Genomic DNA, 22,440 nt, shown 5'->3' on the forward strand with positions numbered 1-22,440 from the left:
TCAGGAGATGCCGAACTCCTTGCCGATGAAGTCGAACACCTCCTCGTCGGAGGCCTGGAGCAGTTGCTCGTCGACTCCGCCCGGGCCGTCGTGCAGGTCCTCGTCGCCCCACTGGGCGAGCAGCTTGGTCAGGCGCTCGCGGACCTGTAGACGGGTCTCCCGCCGGGTGGTGGCGGCGGCCAGCGTCGCCTCCAGCCGGTCGATCTCGGCGAGCACCTGGCCCTGGCCGCCCGCGCCACCGACCGTGCCCGGCTCGTCGGTGCCGTCCGGCAGCAGCTGCTCCAGCAGGTGCTGCGAGAGCGCGGTCGGGCTCGGGTAGTCGAACACCAGCGCCCGCTTCAGCCGCAGTTGTGTGGCGGCGGCCAGCCGGTTGCTGAACTCCACCGCGGTCAGCGAGTCGAACCCGAGGTCGCGGAACGGTTTGCCGGACTCGACCGCCTCGGCCGAGTCGTACCCGAGCACGGCCGCGGCCGTCTTGCGTACGAGCCCCACGACGGCCGAGACGCGCTCCGGCTCGGGCATCTTCGCCAGCCGCTCACGCAGCGACTCGCCGGTCCCCTCGGCGCCGTCGTCCGCCCCGGCCCGCATGGCGCGCCGGGCCTCCGGGATCTCGCTCAGCAGCGGACTCGGCCGGACGGCGCTGAAGGTCAGCGCGAACCGATCCCAGGCGAGGGCCGAGACGAAGGCGGTCGGCTCGGTGTCGGCGACCAGCCCGGCCAGCGCCGTCACCGCCAGCTCCGGGTCCATCGCCACCACACCGGCCCGCCGGGACACCGCCTCCACCGGTGTGTCGGCGGCCATTCCGGCTCCGGCCCACAGCCCCCAGGCCACCGAGGTGGCGGCGAGACCCTGGGCGCGACGCCGCTCGGCCAGGGCGTCCAGTACGGCGTTGGCCGCCGCGTAGTTCGCCTGGCCACGGCTCCCGATCGCGCCCGAGGACGACGCGTACAGGGCGAACACCGTCAGGTCCAGATCGCGGGTCAGCTCGTCCAGCAGCAGCGCCGACGCCACCTTCGAGCGGAAGACCTGCTCGTAGCGTTCGGGGGCGAGCCCGTCGATCAGGCCGTCGTCGAGCACACCCGCGGTGTGGACGACAGCGGTCAGCGGATGCTCGGCCGGGACGGTGCCCAGGAGGGCCGTCAGCGCGTCCCGGTCGGCCACGTCGCACGCGGCGATGGTGACCTGTGTGCCCAGGGCGCGGAGCTCGGCGCGCAGTTCCTCCGCACCGGGGGCGTCGGGGCCACGGCGGCTGGTCAGCAGCAGGTGTTCGGCACCGTGGCCGGCCAGCCACCGGGCGACATGTCCGCCCAGCGCCCCCGTGCCACCGGTGATGAGCACCGTGCCGCTCGGCTGCCACTGCTGGTCCGGGGCCTGGGCCGGGGCCTGCACCAGCCGCCTGCCGAACACGCCGGTGGCACGGACCGCGATCTGATCCTCGCCCGTGGGGGCGGTCAGCGCGCCGGCGAAGCGGGCGGTGATCCGGTCGTCCAGCTCGGCGGGCAGGTCGATCAGACCGCCCCAGCCGCGCGGGTACTCCAGCGCGGCGACCCGGCCGAAGCCCCAGACGGCGTTCTGGAGCGGGGCCGTGGCCGGGTCCGAACCGCCCAGCGACACCGCGCCCCTGGTGACCGCCCACACCGGCGCCTCGATCCCCGCGTCGCCCAGGGCCTGCATCAGGGTCGCGGTCAGCACCACTCCGGCCGGAACCGACGGATACTCGGGAAGGGCGTTCTCGCTCAGCGCCAGCAGGGACACCACGCCCGCGAACTCCCCGCCGTCCGCGCCACCGGCGCGATCCGCGGCGCATGACGCGAGGCGGTCGGCCAGCTCGGTGCGATCGGCGGCCCCGACCTCCAGCGGCACCGAACCGGTGCCCACCGCGTCCACCAGGGCGGACACCCACGCGTCAGCGGCCAGGCCCTGCGGTACGACCACCAGCCAGGTTCCCGACGGGGCGATGGCGTCCGCGGTCACGGGCTTCCATGTGGTCCGGTAGCGCCAGCCGTCGACCGTGGAACGCTCGCGCCGCTGGCGCCGCCATGACGACAGCGCGGGCAGCACGGCGCCGAGCGAGTCGGCGTCCACCTCCAGCCGCGAGGCCAGGGAGTCCAGTTCCTCCCCTTCGACGGCGGCCCAGAACTCCGTGTCCACCGTGTCCTGGTCACCGGGCAGCGCCTGGCTCTCGGCCGCCTCGGGCCAGAACCGCTGCCGCTGGAAGGCATAGGTGGGCAGCTCCACCCGGCGGGCGCCGGTCGCGGTGAAGAACCCGGCCCAGCCGGTGGGAACACCACGGACGAAGAGTTCGGCCAGCGACTGGGCGAAGCGGTCGAGTCCCCCCTGGTCGCGGCGCAGCGTGCCCGCGACCACGGCGACCTCGTCGGCGTCGTCGATGGCCTCCTGGACCGCGACGGACAGCACAGGGTGCGCGCTGACCTCGACGAACGCGCGGTGGCGGCGGGCCAGCAGCTCGCGGACTGCGGGTTCGAAGGCCACCGTCCGACGAAGGTTGCGGTACCAGTACTCGGCGTCCAGCTCGCCACCGTCGAGCCACTCACCGGTCACTGTCGACAGGAACGGCACCCGCACTCCGCGCGGGGTGACCGGCGCGAGTTCCGCCAGCAACTCCTCGTGAAGCTCCTCGACATGGGAGGAGTGGGAGGCGTAGTCCACGGCGATCCGCCGCACCCGCACGTCGTCGCGCGTCAGTTCCTCGATCAGCTCGTCCAGTGCCTCGGGGTCGCCGGAGACCACGACCGACCGGGGGCCGTTGACCGCCGCGACCGACACTCGGCCGCTCCACTGCTCCAGCCGGACCTCGACCTCATCGACCGGCAACGGAATCGACGCCATGCCTCCGGCACCGGCCAGCCGTCGCGCGATCGCCTGGCTCCGCAGCGCCACGACCCGGGCACCGTCCTCCAGCGACAGCGCGCCCGCCACACAGGCGGCGGCGATCTCGCCCTGGGAGTGCCCGACGACAGCGTCCGGAATCACACCATGGGCCCGCCACAGCGCCGCAAGCGACACCATCACCGCCCACGACACCGGCTGCACCACATCCACCCGCTCCAGCGACACGGCACCCTCGCTCTGCCGCACCACATCCACCAACGACCACTCGATGTGAGGCGCCAGAGCCATCGCGCACTCAGCCAGCCGCTCGGCGAACACCGGAGACTCCTCCAGGAGCCGGGCACCCATCCCGGCCCACTGAGAGCCCTGCCCGGGGAAGACGAACACCGACTTCCCCTCCACGTCGGCGACGCCACGCACCACACCGGGCGCGGGATCGTCATCGCCCAGGGCGCGCAGGCCCGACAGCAGCGCTTCACGGTCCCCGCCGACCACCACCGCCCGGTGTTCCAGCACCGACCGCGTGGACAGCAACGAATAGCCGACGTCCACGGGACTCAGCTCCGGTGCGCCCTCCACATGGGACAGCAGACCGGCCGCCTGACCACGCAGCGCCGCGGCCGACTTCGCCGACACCAGCCACGGCACCGTCACCGCGTCGACCGTGGGCGTGTCCGACACGCTCTCGGCGTCCACCGCGTCCTCGGGGGCCTGCTCGATGATGGCGTGGGCGTTGGTGCCGCTCATGCCGAAGGAGGAGATGCCGGCCCGGCGCGGGCGCCCGGTCTCCGGCCACTCGGCGGGCTCGGTCAACAGCTCCACCGCACCGGTCGCCCAGTCCACATGCGTGGTCGGCGCGTCCACGTGCAGCGTCCTGGGCAGCACGCCGTGGCGCAGCGCCATCACCATCTTGATCACACCGGCGACGCCCGAGGCGGACTGGGTGTGCCCCATGTTGGACTTGATGGAGCCGAGCCGCAGCGGCTGCTCCCGGTCCCGTCCGTAGGTGGCGAGCAGCGCCTGGGCCTCGATCGGGTCGCCCAGCGTGGTGCCGGTGCCGTGCGCCTCGACCGCGTCCACCTCCGCCGGAGCCAGACCCGCGTTCGCCAGCGCCTGACGGATCACCCGCTGCTGCGACGGACCATTCGGCGCCGTCAGACCATTCGACGCACCATCCTGGTTCACCGCCGAACCCCGCACCACCGCCAGCACCTCATGACCGTTGCGCCGCGCGTCCGACAGCCGCTCCAGCACCACCAGGCCCACGCCCTCCGACCAGCCGGTGCCGTCGGCGCCCTCCGCGAAGGACTTGCACCGGCCGTCCCGCGCCAGTCCGCCCTGCTGCCGGAACTCCGCGAACCCCGCCGGGTTGGACATCACCGTCACCCCGCCGGCCAGCGCCAGCGAGCACTCGCCGCCGCGCAGCGCCTGCATCGCCATGTGCATCGCCACCAGCGAGGACGAACACGCCGTGTCCACCGTGACCGCCGGGCCCTCCAGGCCGAAGGTGTAGGACAGCCGGCCGGACACCACGCTCGTCGCCTGGCCGGTCATCATGTGGCCGAGTGACTCCTCAGGGGCGACGTAGCCGCCGCCGGTGGCGCCGATGAAGACGCCCGCGTCGCTGCCGCGCAGCCCCGTCGGGTCGATTCCGGCCCGCTCGAACACCTCCCACGCGGACTCCAGCAGCAGCCGCTGCTGCGGGTCCATGGCCAGCGCCTCACGCGGCGAGATGCCGAAGAACCGGGCGTCGAACTCGGTGGCGTCGTGGACGAATCCGCCCTCGAAAGCGCTCTCCGCGTCGAGGTTCCAGCCACGGTCGGACGGGAACGGGGAGATCGCGTCCCGCTCCTCGGCCACCAGACGCCACAGATCCTCGGGCGACCGGACACCGCCCGGGTAGCGGCAGCTCATCCCGACGATCACGATCGGGTCGTCCGCCACGCTCCCGAGGGCGGTGAGGACGGCCGAGCCGCCCGGGCCCGGCTGCTCCCCGAGCAGTTCGGCGCGGAGGTGGTCGACCAGCGCCGCCGGGGACGGGTAGTCGAAGACCAGGGTGGTGGGCAGGGCCAGTCCGGTCGCGGTGGCGAGCCGGTTGCGCAGCTCCACCGCCGTCAGCGAGTCGAAGCCGAGGTCCTTGAAGGCCCGGTCGGCCTCGATGGCCTCCGCGCCCGAGTGGCCGAGCACCAGGGCCACCTGTTCCCGGACGACACCGAGCAGCAGATCGAGCCGTTCGTCGTCCGGCGTGGCCCGCAGCCGTCCGCGCAGCGAGCTGAGCTCCGACGCGTCGTCGTACCGCACGGGTGCGTCCGCGGCGAGCGCGCGGCGTACGCCGGGCAGGTCGCGCAGCAGCGCGCTCGGCCGTGCCAGGGTGAACGCGGGGGCGAACTGGTCCCAGTCGACGTCGGCGACCGCGACGGTCACGTCCCGGTTGCGCAGGGCGCGACTCAGCCCGGCGATGGCGGTCTCCGGCGCCATGAGGATCAGCCCGCGGCGCGCCAGGTAGTCCTGGGCGCCGTCGGCGGCCGCCATTCCGCCGTCGGCCCACGCGCCCCAGGCCACGGATGTCGCCGTCAGCCCCCGGGCCGTACGGGCCTCGGCCAGCGCGTCCAGGTAGGCGTTGGCCGCGCCGTAGGCGCCCTGGCCGCCGCTGCCCCAGGTGGCGGCGACCGAGGAGAAGAGGACGAAGAAGTCGAGCTCACGGTCGCCGAGCAGCGCGTCGAGGTTGGCCGCGCCGACCACCTTGGCGGTCATCACCTCGGCCGTCTCGGCGTCGCTCGCGCCGTCCAGCGGGGCGGCCGCCTGGGCGATGCCCGCGGTGTGCACGACGCCCGTCAGGGGGCGGTCGTCGGGGATGTCGGCCAGCACGGCCGCGAGCGCCTCCCGGTCGGCCACGTCGCAGGCGGCGATCGTGACCCGCGCGCCCAGCTCGGCGAGTTCGTCGCACAGTTCGCGGGCGCCGGGTGCGTCCGGCCCCCGACGGCTGGTCAGCACCAGGTGCTCGGCGCCGCCGCGGGCGAGCCAGCGGGCCACATGGCCGCCAAGTCCGCCGGTGCCGCCGGTGATCAGGACCGTTCCGGTGGCGATGAAGCCGGTCTCGTCCGGATCGCCGTCGGCCGGGCAGTGGACGACGCGCCGGCCGAAGAGGCCGGAGGAGCGCACCGCGAGCTGATCCTCGTCGCCGGTGCCGGCACCGGCACCGGACAGCACCGCGGCCAGCCGTCGGCCGGCGGGCCGGTCGAGAGTGTCGGGCAGGTCGATCAGTCCGCCCCAGCGCCGCGGGTACTCCAGCGCCGCGACCCGGCCAAGGCCCCATACGGCCGCCTGCGCCGGGTTCGGCGCGGTGTCCGAGCGGCTCACCGACACCGCGCCTCGCGTGGCGGTCCACAGCGGCGACTCGATGCCCGCGTCGCCCAGCGCCTGCACCAAGGTGATCGTCAGGGCCACGCCCGCCGGTACGCCCGGGTGTCCGCCGGAGGCGGGCTCGTACGGTGCGAGCAGGGACAGGACGCCCACGAACGGGCCCGATTCCGCCGCCGCCTCACGCAGCCGGTCGGCCAGTGCGGCGCGGTCCGGCTCGCCGATCTCGACGCGTACCGTCGGGGTGGTCATGGCCTCGGCCACGGAGGTCGCCCACGGGTCGTCGGCCTGCTCGGCCGGGACGACCACGAGCCAGCTGCCGCGCTGGGCCCGGGGGGTCGGGTCGGCCAGTGGCGTCCAGGTGACCCGGTAGCGCCAGCCGTCCACGACCGACTGCTCACGTCGGCGGCGGCGCCACGTCGTCAGCGCGGGAAGCACCGCGCCGAGCGAGTCGCCGTCGACTTCCAGCCGCGAGGCCAGGGACTCCAGGTCCTCCCCCTCGACCGTGGCCCAGAAGTCCGTGTCCGCGTCCGCCTCCGCGATTCCCGTGTTCGCGGCGGGCGCCGGCGCCGACACGTTCGGCCAGTAGCGCTGGTGCTGGAAGGCGTACGTGGGCAGTTCGACCCGGTGGGCGCCGGTGCCCGCGAAGAACGCCGGCCAGTCGACCTCCACGCCGTGCGCGTACAGCCGGGCCAGCGCGGTGACCACCGCACGCTCCTCGTCCACACCCTTCCGCAGCGCGGAGACGACCACCGTGGTGGCGGGCGACTGCTCGGACAGGCTCTCCTGAGCCATCGCCGACAGCACACCGTCCGGCCCCAGCTCCAGATACGTACTCACACCACACTCGTCCAGCCGACGCACGCCATCGGCGAACCGCACCGCCTCGCGCACCTGCCGCACCCAGTACTCGGGCGCGCACAGCAGCTCGGCCGACGCCACCTCTCCCGTCAGATTCGACACCAACGGCACCGCCGGAGCCCCGAACGACAGGCCCCGCACCACCCGCTCGAACTCAGCAGCCATCCCGTCCATCAGAGCCGAGTGAAACGCATGCGAGACCCGCAAACGCCTAGTCTTGCGCCCCTCGCCCTCGAACCGGCCGGCCAGCTCGAGCACCGCCGCCTCGTCGCCCGAGATCACGACCGAGCGCGGCCCGTTGACCGCCGCGATCGAGACTCCCTCGGTCAGCTGCGGGGTCACCTCGTCCTCGGTGGCCTGGAGGGACACCATCGCTCCACCCGGCGGCAGCTCGCCCATCAGCCGGGCCCGCGCCGCCACCAACGTGCACGCGTCCGCCAGCGAGAACACCCCGGCCACATGCGCCGCCGCGATCTCCCCGACCGAATGCCCCGCCACGTAATCCGGCCGCACACCCCACGACTCCACCAGCCGGAACAACGCCACCTCGACGGCGAACAGCGCGGGCTGCGTCCACCCCGTCCCGTCCAGCAGCTCCGCGTCGGCCGAACCCGCCTCGGCGAACATCACCTCGCGCAGCGGCCGTTCGAGGTGGCCGTCCAGGTGCGCGAACACCTCGTCCAGCGCCTCGGCGAACACCGGGAACGCCTCGTACAACTCCCGGCCCATCCCCGCCCGCTGACTGCCCTGCCCCGAGAACAGGAACGCCACCACCCGGTCCTCCCGGGCCACCCCACGCACCACATCCACACCCGGCTCGTCACACGCCAGAGCCCTCAGGCCCTCCACCGCCCCGGCCCTCGCCCCCGCCAACACCACGCCGCGCCGCTCGAACCCCGACCGCGACGTCACCAGCGAGAACGCCAGATCGCTCCATGCGAGACCGGGCTCTTCCTCGACACGGGAAAGCACCCGCGCCGCCTGCGCCCGCAGCGCCTCCTCCGACTTCCCCGACACCACCACCGGCAGCACACTCGGCTCCCGAGCCGGCGACGGAGATGCCACCGGGGCGTCGTCGTCGGCCTGCGGCTGCGGGACCTGCTCCAGGATGGTGTGGGCGTTGGTGCCGCTGATACCGAAGGCCGACACGCCGACCCGGCGCGGGTGCTCCGTCTCCGGCCACTCGGCCTGCTCGGTCAGCAGCTCCACCGCACCGGACGACCAGTCCACATGGGACGTCGGCTCGTCGATGTGCAGCGTCTCGGGCAGTACGCCGTGGCGCATCGCCATGACCATCTTGATCACGCTCGCGGCGCCGGCGGCCAGCTGGGTGTGGCCGAGGTTGGACTTGACCGAGCCCAGCAGCAGGGGTTGTTCGCGCTCCTGCCCGTACGTGGCGAGCAGCGCCTGGGCCTCGATCGGGTCGCCCAGCGTGGTGCCCGTGCCGTGCGCCTCCACCGCGTCGATGTCGTTCGCCGTCAGCCTGGCGTTGGTCAGCGCCTGACGGATCACCCGCTGCTGCGAGGGGCCGTTCGGCGCGGTCAGACCGTTCGACGCGCCGTCCTGGTTGATCGCCGAGCCCCGCACCACCGCCAGCACGGGGTGACCGTTGCGGCGGGCGTCCGACAGCCGCTCCACCAGGAGCAGCCCCACGCCCTCGGACAGGCTCATCCCGTCGGCCGATTCCGCGAATGCCTTGCACCGGCCGTCCGCGGCCATGCCGCGCTGGCGGCTGAAGGCGAGGAACGAGCCGGGGGTGGTCATCACCGTGACGCCGCCGGCCAGCGCCAGTGTGCTCTCGCCGTTGCGCAGCGACTGGCACGCCAGGTGCAGCGCCACCAGCGACGAGGAGCACGCCGTGTCCAGGGTGACCGCCGGACCCTCGAGACCGAACAGATACGAGATCCGGCCCGACAGCACACTGGGCACCGAGCTGGTGAGCAGGTAGCCCTCGGCCCCCTCCTGGTCGGCGTGCGGCCCGAAGCCGTAGTCCTGGTAGCTGGAGCCGATGAACGTGCCCGTCAGGCTGCCCCTGACCGACGCGGGGTCGATTCCGGCCCGCTCGAACGCCTCCCAGGAGGTTTCCAGCAGCAGCCGCTGCTGCGGGTCCATCGCCAGCGCCTCACGCGGCGAGATCCCGAAGAAGCCCGCGTCGAACTCCGCCGCGTCGTGCAGGAAGCCACCGCGCGTCGAGTACGTCTTGCCCAGCTTGTCCGGGTCCGGGTCGTAGAGCCCCTCGGCGTCCCAGCCACGGTCGGCGGGGAACTCGGAGATGACGTCCTGTCCGCCCGCGACCACCTCCCACAGCTGCTCCGGCGAACCGATCCCGCCGGGGAAGCGGCAGGCCATGCCGATGATCGCGATCGGCTCGTCGGAGGCCGCGGACACCACGGGCGCGGGCGCGCCCGGCAGCGCCGCGGCCGAACCCACGATCCGCGACCGCAGGAACTCCACCAGGGCCACCGGGCTCGGGTAGTCGAAGACCAGGGTGGACGGCAGGGTCAGACCGGTGGCCCTGGCCACCCGGTTGCGCAGGTCCACCGCGGTCAGCGAGTCGAACCCGACGTCGCGGAACGCCCGGCGCTCCGAGATCGCCTCCGGGGAGGTGTGCCCCAGGACCGCTGCCGCCTCGGCGCGCACCAGGTCCAGCAGCGCGCGCTCCTGCTCGGTGGCGGACAGGGCGCGGATCCGCGCGGCGAACTCGCCGTCCGCGGAGGTGGCGACGGTGTTCTCGGCCTTCTCGAGGATGCCGCGCACCTCGGGCACCTCGCCGAACAGCGGGCTGGGGCGAACCGAGGTGTAGACCGGGTAGTAGCGGTCCCAGTCGATGTCGGCGATCGTCAGCAGGGTCTCGTCGTCCTCCAGTGCCTGCCGCAGCCCGATGTGGGCGAGGTCGGGCTGCATGAAGCGCAGACCGCTGCCGAGGATCTGCTGCGGATCGACCCGCACCTGGTCGTCCCGCCAGATGCCCCACGCGATGGAGGTGGCGCGCAGCCCCTGGGCGCGCCGGTGTTCCGCCAGCGCCTCCAGGTAGGAGTTGGCCGCCCCGTACGCGCCGTGGTCGCCGCTGCCCCAGATGCCGGCGATCGACGAGTAGTACACGACTGCGTCGAGTTGCTCCTCGTCCAGCAGCTCGTGGAGATGGCGGGCGCCCGCGACCTTGGCGTCGACGACCGAGGCGAACGTCTCGTGGTCCATGGTGGTCAGCGAGCCGAGGTCTATGTAAGCGGCCACGTGGACGGCGGTGCGAATGACCCGCCCCTCGGCCGTGAGCCGGTCGAGCAGCGCGGCCACCGCGGCCCGGTCCGCCACGTCGCAGGCCGCTACCTCCACGGCGGTGCCCAGCTCGGTCAGCTCGGCCACCAGCTCGGCTGCGCCGGCCGCGTCCATGCCGCGCCGGCTGGTCAGCACCAGGTGCTCGGCCCCGTTGTGCGCGAGCCACCGGGCCAGATACTGGCCCAGCACACCAGTGCCGCCGGTGATCAGCGTGGTGCCGCGCGGCTCCCAACCGCCGTTGGGGCCACGGTCGTCGAGGGGTGCGCGCACCACGCGGCGTACGAACACTCCGGAGGACCGGATCGCGAACTCGCCCTCGCCGTCCTCGCCTTCGGTGCCGGCGAGCGCGCCGACCAGCCGCTGCGCCGCGCGCTGGTCGAGTTCGGCGGGCAGGTCCACCAGGCCGCCCCAGCGGCGCGGGTGCTCCAGCGCGGCGGTCCGGCCCAGGCCGATGACCTGTGCCTGCGCCGGGCTGGTCAGGCCGTCCGAGCGGCCGGTGGACACGGCGCCCCGGGTGAGGCACCACAGCGGCGCCCCGGTGTCGAGGTCGTCCAGCGCCTGCACCAGCGCGAGGGTCAGCGCGAGCCCGGTGGACAGCGTCGGGTGGGTGGCGCTCGGCTGCTCGGCGAAGGCCAGCACCGACACCATGCCGCGCAGGTCCTCGACGCCCTCGACGCCCTGGAGCCGGGACGCGAGTTCGGCGCGGTCGACACACGGCTCGTCCAGCTCCAGCCGCCGGACCTGAGCGCCGTGTCCGGCGAGCGCGGCGGTCACCTCGTCGTCCGCGACGCCGTCGGCGGTGATGACCAGCCAGGTGCCGGTCAGCACGGGCACCGAGGACATCCGCAGCGGCCGCCACTCGGTCCGGTAGCGCCAGGAGTCCACGGTGGACTCCTCACGGCGCCTGCCCCGCCAGGCGGAGAGGGCGGGCAGCACCGCGCCCAGCGAGTCTCCGTCGATCTCCAGCCAGCCGGCCAGGGACTCCAGGTCCTCCTGTTCGACGGCGGACCAGAACTCGGCGTCCACCGGGTCGGTCTCCGTGGCCTGGGCGACGGGCCTGGCCTCGTCTGCCCAGTAGCGCTCGCGCTGGAACGGGTAGGTGGGCAGCTCGGTCCGGCGGGCCCGGGTGCCGGCGAAGCAGCCCGCCCAGGCGACCTCGACACCGCGGACGAACACCTCGGCCGCCGAGGTCAGGAAGCGCCCGAGGCCGCCCTCGTCCCGGCGCAGCGTGCCGACGGTGACGGCGTGGTCGCCTGTCGCGTCGATGGTCTCCTGGACCCCTACGGTGAGCACGGGGTGCGAGCTGACCTCGATGAACGCCCGGTGGTGCTGGGCGAGCAGCCCCCGGACCGCGGGCTCGAAGCCCACCGTCCGCCGCAGGTTGCGGTACCAGTAGTCGGCGTCCAGTTCACCGCCGTCGAGCCACTCATCGGTCACAGTGGAGAAGAACGGCACCTCGGCGGCGCGGGGGCGCAGCGGTGCCAGACGTTCCAGGAGTTCGTCGTGGATCTCTTCGACGTGGGCGGAGTGGGAGGCGTAGTCCACCGCGATCCGCCGGACCCGGACGTCGTCGCCGGTCAGCTCCTCGATCAGCTCGTCCAAAGCCTCACGGTCACCGGAAACCACCGCCGAGCGGGGGCCGTTGACGGCCGCGACCGATATCCGGCCGTCCCAGCGCTCCAGCCGCGCCTCGACGTCGCCCACCGGCAGCGGTACCGAGGCCATGCCACCCGCACCCGCAAGCCGCCGGGCGATCGCCTGACTGCGCAACGCCACCACCCGGGCCGCGTCCTCCAGGGAGAGTGCGCCGGCCACACAGGCGGCGGCGATCTCGCCCTGTGAGTGACCGACCACCGCGTCCGGCTCCACGCCGTGGGAGCGCCACAGCGCCGCGAGCGACACCATCATCGCCCACGACACCGGCTGCACCACATCCACGCGCTCCAGCGACGCGGCACCCTCGGCCTGGCGTACGACGTCCATCAACGACCAGTCCGTGAAGGGCGTCAGAGCGGCGGCACACTCCGCCATCCGCCCGGCGAACACCGGAGACTCCTCCAGCAACCGGGCACCCATCCCGGCCCACTGCGACCCCTGCCCCGGGAAGACGAACACCGTCTTCCCCTCCACATCGGCGATGCCGCGGACCACGCTCGACCCCGGCCCGTCCTCGCCCAGGGCACGCAGACCCGACAGCAGCTCCCCGCGGTCCCCGCCGACCACCACGGCCCGGTGCTCCAGCACCGCACGCGCCGACACCAGCGAGTGGCCGACATCGGCCGACGTCGCCTCGGGAAGGTTCTCCAGGTGGGAGGACAGATTGACCGCCTGCTCGCGCAGCGCGCGGTCGCTCCTGGCCGACACCACCCAGGGCAGGGCGGCAGGGGTCGCGGCGGTGGTGTCGGGGTCGGCCGGCTTCGGTTCGGCGTCCTCGGGCGCCTGCTCCAGGATGGCGTGCGCGTTGGTGCCGCTGACGCCGAACGCGGAGACACCGGCCCGGCGCGGACGCCCGGTCTCCGGCCACTCCGTCGACTCGGTCAGCAACTCCACCGCGCCCGCCGACCAGTCCACATGCGTGGTCGGCTGGTCCACGTGGAGGGTCATGGGCAGCACACCGTGGCGCAGCGCCATGACCATCTTGATCACACCGGCAGCGCCGGCGGCCACCTGGGCGTGGCCGATGTTCGACTTCACCGACCCCAGCCACAGGGGCAGCTCGCGGTCCTGTCCGTAGGTGGCGAGCAGCGCCTGCGCCTCGATCGGGTCGCCCAGCGTGGTGCCCGTGCCGTGTGCCTCCACGGCATCGACGTCGCGTCCGGACAGCCCCGCGTTGGCGAGGGACTGGCGGATGACCCGCTGCTGCGACGGGCCGTTCGGCGCCGTCAGCCCGTTGGAGGCGCCGTCCTGGTTGACGGCCGAAGCCCGCACGACGGCCAGCACTTCATGGCCGTTGCGGCGCGCGTCCGACAGCCGTTCGAGCGCCAGCAGGCCGACGCCCTCGGCCCAGCTGGTCCCGGCCGCCGCCTCGGCGAACGCGCGGCACCGGCCGTCCGGGGCCAGCCCGCCCTGCTCGTTGAACTCGCTGAAGCCGACCGGCGTCGACATCACCGTGACACCGCCGGCCAGTGCCAGCGAGCACTCGCCCGAGCGCAGCGCCTGGGCGGCGAGGTGCATCGCTACCAGGGCGGACGAGCAGGCGGTGTCCACGGTGACGGCAGGGCCCTCGAGGCCGAAGGTGTAGGACAGCCGGCCCGAGATCACGCTGGTGGCCTGGCCGGTCATCTGGTGGCCGCGGGACTCCTCCGGCGGGACGTAGCCGAAGCCGGTCGCGCCGACGAACACGCCCGCGTCGGTGCCGCGGACGGAGGTGGGGTCGATGCCGGCGCGCTCGAACACCTCCCACGCGGTCTCCAGCAGCAGCCGCTGCTGCGGGTCCATGGCCGCAGCCTCACGCGGCGAGATCCCGAAGAAGCCCGCGTCGAAATCGGCGGCGTCGTAGAGGAAACCCCCTCGGAAGCCGGCGTCCGCGTCGAGCCGCCAGCCGCGGTCGGTGGGCAGTTCGGCGATGGCGTCGCGCCCCTCGGCGACCAGCCGCCACAGGTCCTCCGGGGACCGGACGCCGCCCGGGTAGCGGCAGGCCATCCCGACGATCACGATCGGGTCGTCCGCGAGACCGGCGGTGGCGACGGCCGTCGGCGTGATCGCGTCGACGTGCTCGTCCAGCAGCTCACGCAGCAGGAACTCGGCCAGCACGGTCGGGGTGGGGTAGTCGAACACCAAGGTGGCGGGCAGCCGGAGCCCGGTGGCCGTGTTCAGCCGGTTGCGCAGCTCGACGGCGGTCAGCGAGTCGAAGCCCAGCTCGCGGAACTCCCGCCGGACCTCGATCGCGTCCGGCGACGGGTGCCCCAGGACGGCGGCCGCCTGGCCGCGTACGAGATCCGTCAGCAGGCGCAGCCGGTCACCGTCGCGCAGCCCGGCGAGCCGGCGGGCCAGCGCGTCGGCCGCGCCCGAGTCGGAGTCACGGACGCCGCCCGCGGCCCTGCGGGCCGTACGCACCAGGCCGCGCAGCAGCCCGGGGGTCTCGCTCTGGGCGCGCAGCGCCGCGAGGTCCAGGCGCACGGGTGCGACCACGGGCTCGTCGCAGGCGACCGCGGCGTCGAACAGCGCGGCGCCCTGTTCCTCGGTCAGCAGCGGCATGCCGGCCCCGCTGATCCGCTGAATGTGGGTGTGGCTGAGCTCGCTGGTCATGCCGCTGTCCTGGACCCACGGGCCCCACAGCAGCGACTGGCCCGGCAGGCCGAGGGCCCTGCGGTGGTGCGCCAGCGCGTCGAGGAAGGAGTTCGCGGCGGCGTAGTTGGCCAGCCCCGCGGCGCCCAGCTGACCCGCCACCGAGGAGTACGTCACGAAGGCGGCCAGGCCGAGGTCGCGGGTCAGTTCGTGCAGATGCCAGGCCGCGTCCGCCTTCGGTCCGTAGACCGTGGCCAGCCGCTCGGGTGTCAGCGACGCGAACACCCCGTCGTCAAGCACGGCCGCTGTGTGGACGACCGCGATCAGCGGGTGCTCCGCCGGAATCCCGGCGAGCAGCGCCTCCAGCGCGGCGCGGTCCGCCACATCGCACGCGGCGATGGTGACCTCGGCGCCGTGCGCGCTCAGCTCCGCCCGCAGGTCCGCCGCGCCGGGCGCGTCCGGCCCGCGGCGGCTGACCAGGAGCAGATGCCTCATGCCCCGGTCGGCGGCGAGATGGCGCGCGAGGCTGCGGGCGAGACCGCCGGTGCCACCGGTGATGAGCACGGTGCCCTCGGGGTCCCACACGCGCGGCATGGTCAGCACGATCTTGCCCGTGTGCTTGGCCTGGCTCATGAACCGGAACGCGTCCCGCGCCCGCCGCACATCCCAGGCCGTCACCGGAAGCGGCCGCAGGGCGCCCGCCTCGAACAGCTCCATCAGCTCGGCCAGCATCTGCTGGAGGCGGGCCGGCCCGGCCTCCGCCAGGTCGAAGGGCCGGTAGCCGGCGCCCATCGCCTCCGCGTCGCGGATGTCGGTCTTGCCCATCTCGATGAACCGGCCACCGGGAGCCAGCAGCCGCGCGGACGCGTCGATGAACTCGCCCGCGAGCGAGTTGAGCACCACATCCACGCCACGCCCGCCGGTCACCTCCCGGAACCGCTCCTCGAAGTCGGTCGTACGCGAGGAGGCGATGTGGTCGTCCGGGATACCCAGCGACCGCAGCGCGTCCCACTTGCCCTCGCTCGCCGTGGCGAACACCTCGGCGCCCAGGTGCCGGGCGATCTGGATCGCGGCCATGCCCACACCACCGGCGCCCGCGTGCACCAGCAGCGACTCGCCCGCCGCCAGGCCGGCCAGGTCCACCAGGCCGTAGTACGAGGTCAGGAAGGCGATCGGGACGGACGCGGCGTCCTCGAACCGCCAGCCCTGCGGGATCGGCAGGAGCTCGTTCTGGTCGACGACGACGGACGGGCCGATGCCGCCCTGGACGGCGCCGAGCACCCGGTCGCCGACGCGCAGCCCGGTCACCTCGGAGCCGGTCTCCACGACCACCCCGGCGGCCTCGCTGCCCATCGCCCCGGCGTCCCCGGGGTACATGTCCAGGGCGTTGAGCACGTCACGGAAGTTGACTCCGGCGGCGCGCACGGCCATCCGTACCTCACCGGGGGCAAGCTGCTCCCGAGGCGTCTCGGTGATCAGGTCGAGGGCGTCCAGGCTGCCCTTGCGCCGGCTGTCCAGCCGCCACGGCACCCCGTCGGCCGGGGGCAGCAGCCGGGAGGAGGTGGCGACGGAGGCCAGCCGGCCGACGAGTACGGCGCCGTCCCGGACCGCGACCTGCGGCTCACCGGACGCGAGCACGTCGGCCAGCACCTCGGCGGTCTGCTGCCGGTGGTCGAGATCGGCCAGGACGAGGTGTCCCGGGTACTCCGTCTGCGCGGTGCGCAGCAGCCCCCATACGGCCGCCGCGGCGAGATCGGTGAGGGTGTCACCGCTCCGCGCCACGACCGCGCCGCGCGTGATGAACACCAGACGGGACTCGGAATGCCGCTCGTCGGCCACCCAGTGCTGGACCAGCTCCAGGACCCGGGCCGTCACATGGCGCATCGAACCCGCCGGGTCGTCCGGGGCCCCGGTGCCGTCGGCGGGGCCGGTGGCGGCGAGCGAGCCGACCTCGACCACCAGCACGTCCGGCACCGTTTCGAGGGACGCCAGGTGCCCGAGCGCGTCCGTGGACAGCTCGAGCGTGTCCGGCTCGCCGTCGGGCCGTGAGGCGGCCGGAGCCGGCACCCAGTCCAGCCGGTAGAGCGAGTCGTACGCGTGGCCGACGGGGTTTCCGGCGGCCAGTTGCCGCGCGGACAGCGGGCGGGTGGTCACGGACTCGACCGAGACGACGGGCGCACCGGTCGGGTCGGCCGCCTCCAGGGTCACCGCCCCGGCGGCGCCGTGGGCCAGCCGCACCCGCAGGACGGAGGCGCCATGGGCGTGGAGGGAGACGCCGCTCAGCGAGAACAGCAGCGAGGTCTGTCCCGCGCCCGAGTCGACCCCTGCCACCTCGGCGAACCACATGGCGTGCAGGGCCGCGTCCAGCAGGGCCGGGTGCATCGCGAACGACTCGGCGTCATCCGTCTGATCGGGCAGGGCGACCTCGGCGAACACCTCGTCGTCGGTCTGCCAGACCGCGCGCAGCCCCTGGAAGACCGTGCCGTATTCGAGGCCGACGTCGGCGAACCGCTCGTAGAAACCCTCCAAGTCGGCGACGACCGCACCGGCGGGCGGCCACACGGTCGCGTCGAAGTCCGACGTCCGCTCGCCGGCCGCCAGCACACCGGTGGCGTGGTGCAGCCACGGCTGCTCGGTGGCGTCGGCGGGCCGTGAGTAGACGTTGAAGCCACGGCGGCCGGACTCGTCCGGCACGCCCACCCACACCTGGAGGGCGACCGCGTCGCGCTCCGGCACCACCAGGGGTGCCGCGAGGGTGAGTTCGTCGACCAGGTCGCAGCCCACCTGGTCGCCGGCGCGGATCGCAAGCTCCAGGAAGCCGGTGCCGGGGAAGAGCACCACACCGCCCACGGCGTGACCGGCCAGCCAGGGGTGCGACCGCAGCGACAGGCTGCCGGTGAACAGCACACCGCCCGCGTCGGCCAGCTCCACCGCGGCGCCGAGCAGCGGGTGTTCCGGGGACACCAGACCGGCGGCGGTCACATCGCCCGCTCGCGTGGGCTCGGAGGGCCAGTAGTGCTGTCGCTGGAAGGCGTAGGTGGGCAGATCGACGCGGTGCGCGCCGGTGTCCGCGAACACACCCGCCCAGTCGACCTCGCCACCACGGACGAAGAGCTCCGCCAGCGAGGCAAGGAACCGGTCGCTACCGCCCTGGTCACGCCGCAGCGTGCCGGTGACCACAGCGGTCACCTCGGCGTCGTCCACGGTCTCCTGGACCCCGACCGTCAGCACCGGATGGGCGCTGACCTCGACGAACGCGCGGTGGCGCCCGGCCAGCAACTCCCGCACGGCCGACTCGAAACCGACCGTCCGACGAAGGTTGCGGTACCAGTACTCGGCGTCCAGTTCGCCGCCGTCGAGCCACTCACCGGTCACCGTCGACAGGAACGGCACCTCCACCCCACGCGGTGTGACCGGCGCGAGCTCCGCCAGCAACTCGTCGTGGATCTCTTCGACATGGGCGGAGTGGGAGGCGTAGTCCACCGCGATCCGCCGGACCCGGACGTCCTCCCCTGTCAGCTCGTCGATCAGCTCGTCCAGTGCCTCCGGGTCGCCGGAGACCACGACCGACCTGGAACCGTTGACCGCGGCGACCGACACCCGGCCGTCCCAGCGCTCCAGCCGCGCCTCCACCTCGCCCACCGGCAGCGGCACCGACGCCATACCCCCGGCACCCGCCAGCCGCCGCGCGATCGCCTGACTGCGCAACGCCACCACCCGGGCCGCGTCCTCCAGGGAGAGCGCGCCGGCCACACAGGCCGCGGCGATCTCGCCCTGTGAGTGACCGACCACCGCATCCGGCTCCACGCCGTGAGAGCGCCACAGCGCGGCGAGCGAGATCATCACCGCCCACGACACCGGCTGCACCACATCCACGCGCTCCAGCGACGCGGCACCCTCCACCTGCCGCACCACGTCCATCAACGACCAGTCCGTGAACGACACCAGAGCGGCGGCACACTCCGCCATCCGCCCGGCGAACACCGGAGACTCCTCCAGCAACCGGGCACCCATCCCGGCCCACTGCGAACCCTGCCCCGGGAAGACAAACACCGTCTTCCCCTCCACATCGACAACCCCACGCACCAAGCCCGAGCCGGGCTCATCATCAGCCAGGGCACGCAGACCCGACAGCAGCTCCTCGCGATCCGCACCGACCACCACGGCCCGGTGCTCCAGCACCGCACGCGCCGACACCAGCGAATGACCCACATCCACCGGCCGCAGCTCCGGGTCGGCCTCCACATGGGACAGCAGAGCGACCGCTTGCCCACGCAGCGCCGCGGCCGACTTGGCCGACACCACCCACGGCACCGCCGCCACGTCAACGACAGGCGCCTCCGCCGCACCCTCGACGTCCACCGGCTCCTCGGGCGCCTGCTCCAGGATGGCGTGCACATTGGTGCCGCTGACACCGAACGCGGAGACACCGGCCCGGCGCGGACGCCCGGTCTCCGGCCACTCCGTCGACTCGGTCAACAGCTCCACCGCGCCCGCCGACCAGTCCACATGCGTGGTCGGCTGATCCACGTGAAGGGTCATGGGCAGCACACCGTGGCGCAGCGCCATCACCATCTTGATCACACCGGCCACACCGGCCGCCAGCTGGGTGTGCCCCACATTGGACTTGATGGAGCCCAGCCGCAGCGGCAGCTCGCGGTCCTGACCATAGGTGGCGAGCAGCGCCTGGGCCTCGATCGGGTCGCCCAGCGTGGTGCCGGTGCCGTGCGCCTCGACCGCGTCCACCTCCGCCGGAGCCAGACCCGCGTTCGCCAGCGCCTGACGGATCACCCGCTGCTGCGACGGACCATTCGGCGCCGTCAAACCATTCGACGCACCATCCTGATTCACCGCCGAACCCCGCACCACCGCGAGCACCTGGTGTCCGTTGCGCCGCGCGTCCGACAGCCGCTCCAGGATGACCAGGCCGACCCCCTCCGACCAGCCCGTACCGGCGGCCGCGTCGGCGAAGGGGCGGCAGCGGCTGTCCGGGGACAGCCCGCCGTGCTGGTCGAACTCCCCGAAGGCCGCCGGGGTGGCCATCACCGTCACACCGCCGGCCAGCGCCAGGGAGCATTCGCCCGAGCGCAGCGACTGCGCCGCCATGTGGATGGTCACCAGCGACGACGAACACGCGCTGTCCACCGTCAGCGCCGGGCCTTCGAGGCCGTAGGTGTAGGACAGCCGGCCGGACGCGACGCTGGTCAGCAGGCCGGTCATCTGGTGGCCGCGGGACTCATCCGGCGGTACGTAGCTGCTGCTGGCGGCGCCGATGAAGACACCGGTGTCGGTGCCGCGCAGGTCGGCCGGATCGATGCCCGCGCGCTCGAAGACCTCCCAGGAGGTCTCCAGCAGCAGCCGCTGCTGCGGGTCCATGGCCACCGCCTCACGCGGCGAGATACCGAAGAAGCCGGCGTCGAACTCGGGGGCGTCGTAGAGGAAGCCGCCTTCGAAGTCGATGTCCCCGTACACCTGCCAGCCGCGGTCCGTGGGGAGTTCGGCGATGGCGTCCTTGCCCTCGGCGACCAGCCGCCACAGGTCTTCCGGGGACCGGACGCCGCCCGGGTAGCGGCAGCTCATCCCGACGATCACAATCGGGTCGTCCATGGATCCGGAGGTCGCGGCGGCCGGGACCACCACCTCGCCGCGTTCGCCCACCAGCTCGGAGAGCAGGTGGTCCGCCAGGACGAGCGGCGTGGGGTAGTCGAAGACGAGCGTGGACGGCAGCCGCAGCCCGGTGGCCGTGTTCAGCCGGTTGCGCAGTTCGATGGCGGTCAGCGAGTCGAAGCCCAGTGCCCGGAACTCCCGGCGCGCCTCGACCGCATCTGCCGAGGCATGCCCGAGGACCGCGGCCGCCTGGGCGCGGATGACGTCCACCAGGATCCGGGGGCGCTCGGCCGGTGCCACCGCCGCCAGTTGCCGGTTGAGTTCGGCCGCCGCGCCCGACGCGGACACCGGTGCCGACGCCGCCACCCGGCGGGTGGTACGGACCAGCCCGCGCAGCAGGCCCGGCACCCCGGGCTGGGCGCGGAGCGTGGGGAGATCCAGGTGCACCGGTGCCACCACCGGCTCGTCGCAGGACGTCGCCGCGTCGAAGAGGGCCATGCCCTCCTCACCGGTGATCGGCGGCAGGCCGGCGGCGCTCATGCGCTGGATGTCGGTGTCGGTGAGCTTGCCGGTCATGCCGCTCTCGTGCGCCCACAGGCCCCATACGAGCGACTGGCCGGCGAGGCCCGCCGCCCGGCGCGCACGGGCCAGGGCGTCGAGGGCGGAGTTGGCGGCGGCGTAGTTGGCCTGGCCCGGGTTGCCCATCACTCCGGCGAGCGAGGAGAACATCACGAAGGCGGCCAGGTCGAGGCCGCGGGTCAGCTCGTGCAGATGCCACGCCGCGTCCACCTTCGGCCGCAGCACCCCGCCCAGCCGCTCCGCCGTCAGCGTTCCCACCACGCCGTCGTCCAGCACACCCGCCGCGTGGACCACCGCCGTGAGCGGATGCTCGGCCGGGATCGAGGCCAGCACTCCCGCCACCGCGTCACGGTCCGCGACATCGCAGGCCACGACCGACACCTCGGCACCCAGCGCCGACAGCTCCGCCCGCAACTCCTCCGCGCCCGGGGCGGCCGCACCCCGACGGCTCGTCAACACCACACGCCGCGCCCCACGCACACCCACCACGTGCCGCGCGAGCAAACCGCCCAGACCACCCGTGCCACCGGTGATCAGTACCGTGCCCTCGGGGTCCCACGCGCGCGGCATGGTCAGCACGATCTTGCCGGTGTGCCTGGCCTGGCTCATGCACCGGAAGGCGTCCCGCGCCCGCCGCACATCCCAGGTCATGACCGGCAGCGGCCGCAGGGCGCCCGCCTCGAACAGCTCCATCAGCTCGACCAGCATCTGCTGGAGGCGCTCGGGGCCGGCGTCGAGCAGGTCGAACCAGTGGTACGTCGCGTCGGTGAAGCTGTCGGCGTCGCGGATGTCCAGCTTGCCCATCTCGACGAACCGGCCGCCGGGAGCCAGCAGCCGCGCGGATGCGTCAATGAACTCGCCCGCGAGCGAGTTGAGCACCACATCCACACCCCGGTCGCCGGTCACCTCCCGGAACCGCTCCTCGAAGTCGGTCGTGCGGGAGGAGGCGATGTGGTCGTCCGGGATACCCAGCGAGCGCAGCGCGTCCCACTTGCCCTCACTCGCGGTCGCGAACACCTCGGCACCCAGATGCCGGGCGATCTGGATCGCGGCCATGCCCACACCACCGGCACCCGCGTGCACCAGCACCGACTCACCCGCCGCCAACCCCGCCAGGTCCACCAGGCCGTAGTACGCGGTCAGGAAGGCGACCGGGACGGACGCGGCGTCCTCGAACCGCCAGCTGTCCGGCATCCGGGTCACCGCCTGCTCCGCGGCCACCACGAGGGGCCCGAAGGAGCCGTCGACCAGTCCGACCACCCGGTCGCCGACGCGCAGCCCGGTCACCTCGGGGCCTGTCTCCACGACCACACCGGCCGCCTCGCTCCCGAGCGCCCCCACCTTGTCCTGGAAGGAGCCCAGGGCGTTCAGCCCGTTGAGGAGGTCCCGGAAGTTGAGCCCGGCGGCGCGTACGGCCACCCGGATCTGCCCGGGCGCCAGGGGTTCGGCCGCTTCGGGGTAGCTGAGCAGTTCCAGGTTGTCCAGGCTGCCCTTCTCCCTGCTGTCCAGCCGCCAGGGCGCTCCCCCGGGCGGCGGCAGCAGCCCGCCGCCCGAGGCCACGGTGGCCAGCCGGCCGACGCGTACGCCGCCGTCGCGCACCACGGCCTGCGGCTCTCCGGACGCCAGCGCGGTCCGCACCTCGTCCGGGGAAGCCGCGTCCACGAGCACGAACCGCCC

At 73.5% G+C, this 22,440-nt stretch carries 1 protein-coding gene (only partly in view); it reads right to left on the reverse strand.

Annotated features, from left to right (window positions below):
• Nucleotides 1-22,440 carry the 3' portion of a type I polyketide synthase gene (locus ABTY62_RS33990; protein ID WP_352133259.1) on the reverse strand. Its footprint extends 10,155 nt past the window's final position, so 22,440 of the gene's 32,595 nt are visible here — the last part of the coding sequence; the start codon falls outside the window, past its right edge; it ends in the stop codon at nt 1-3.

The sequence above is a fragment of the Streptomyces sp. NPDC097640 genome (assembly GCF_040302705.1).
In the GTDB taxonomy this organism is placed as follows: domain Bacteria; phylum Actinomycetota; class Actinomycetes; order Streptomycetales; family Streptomycetaceae; genus Streptomyces.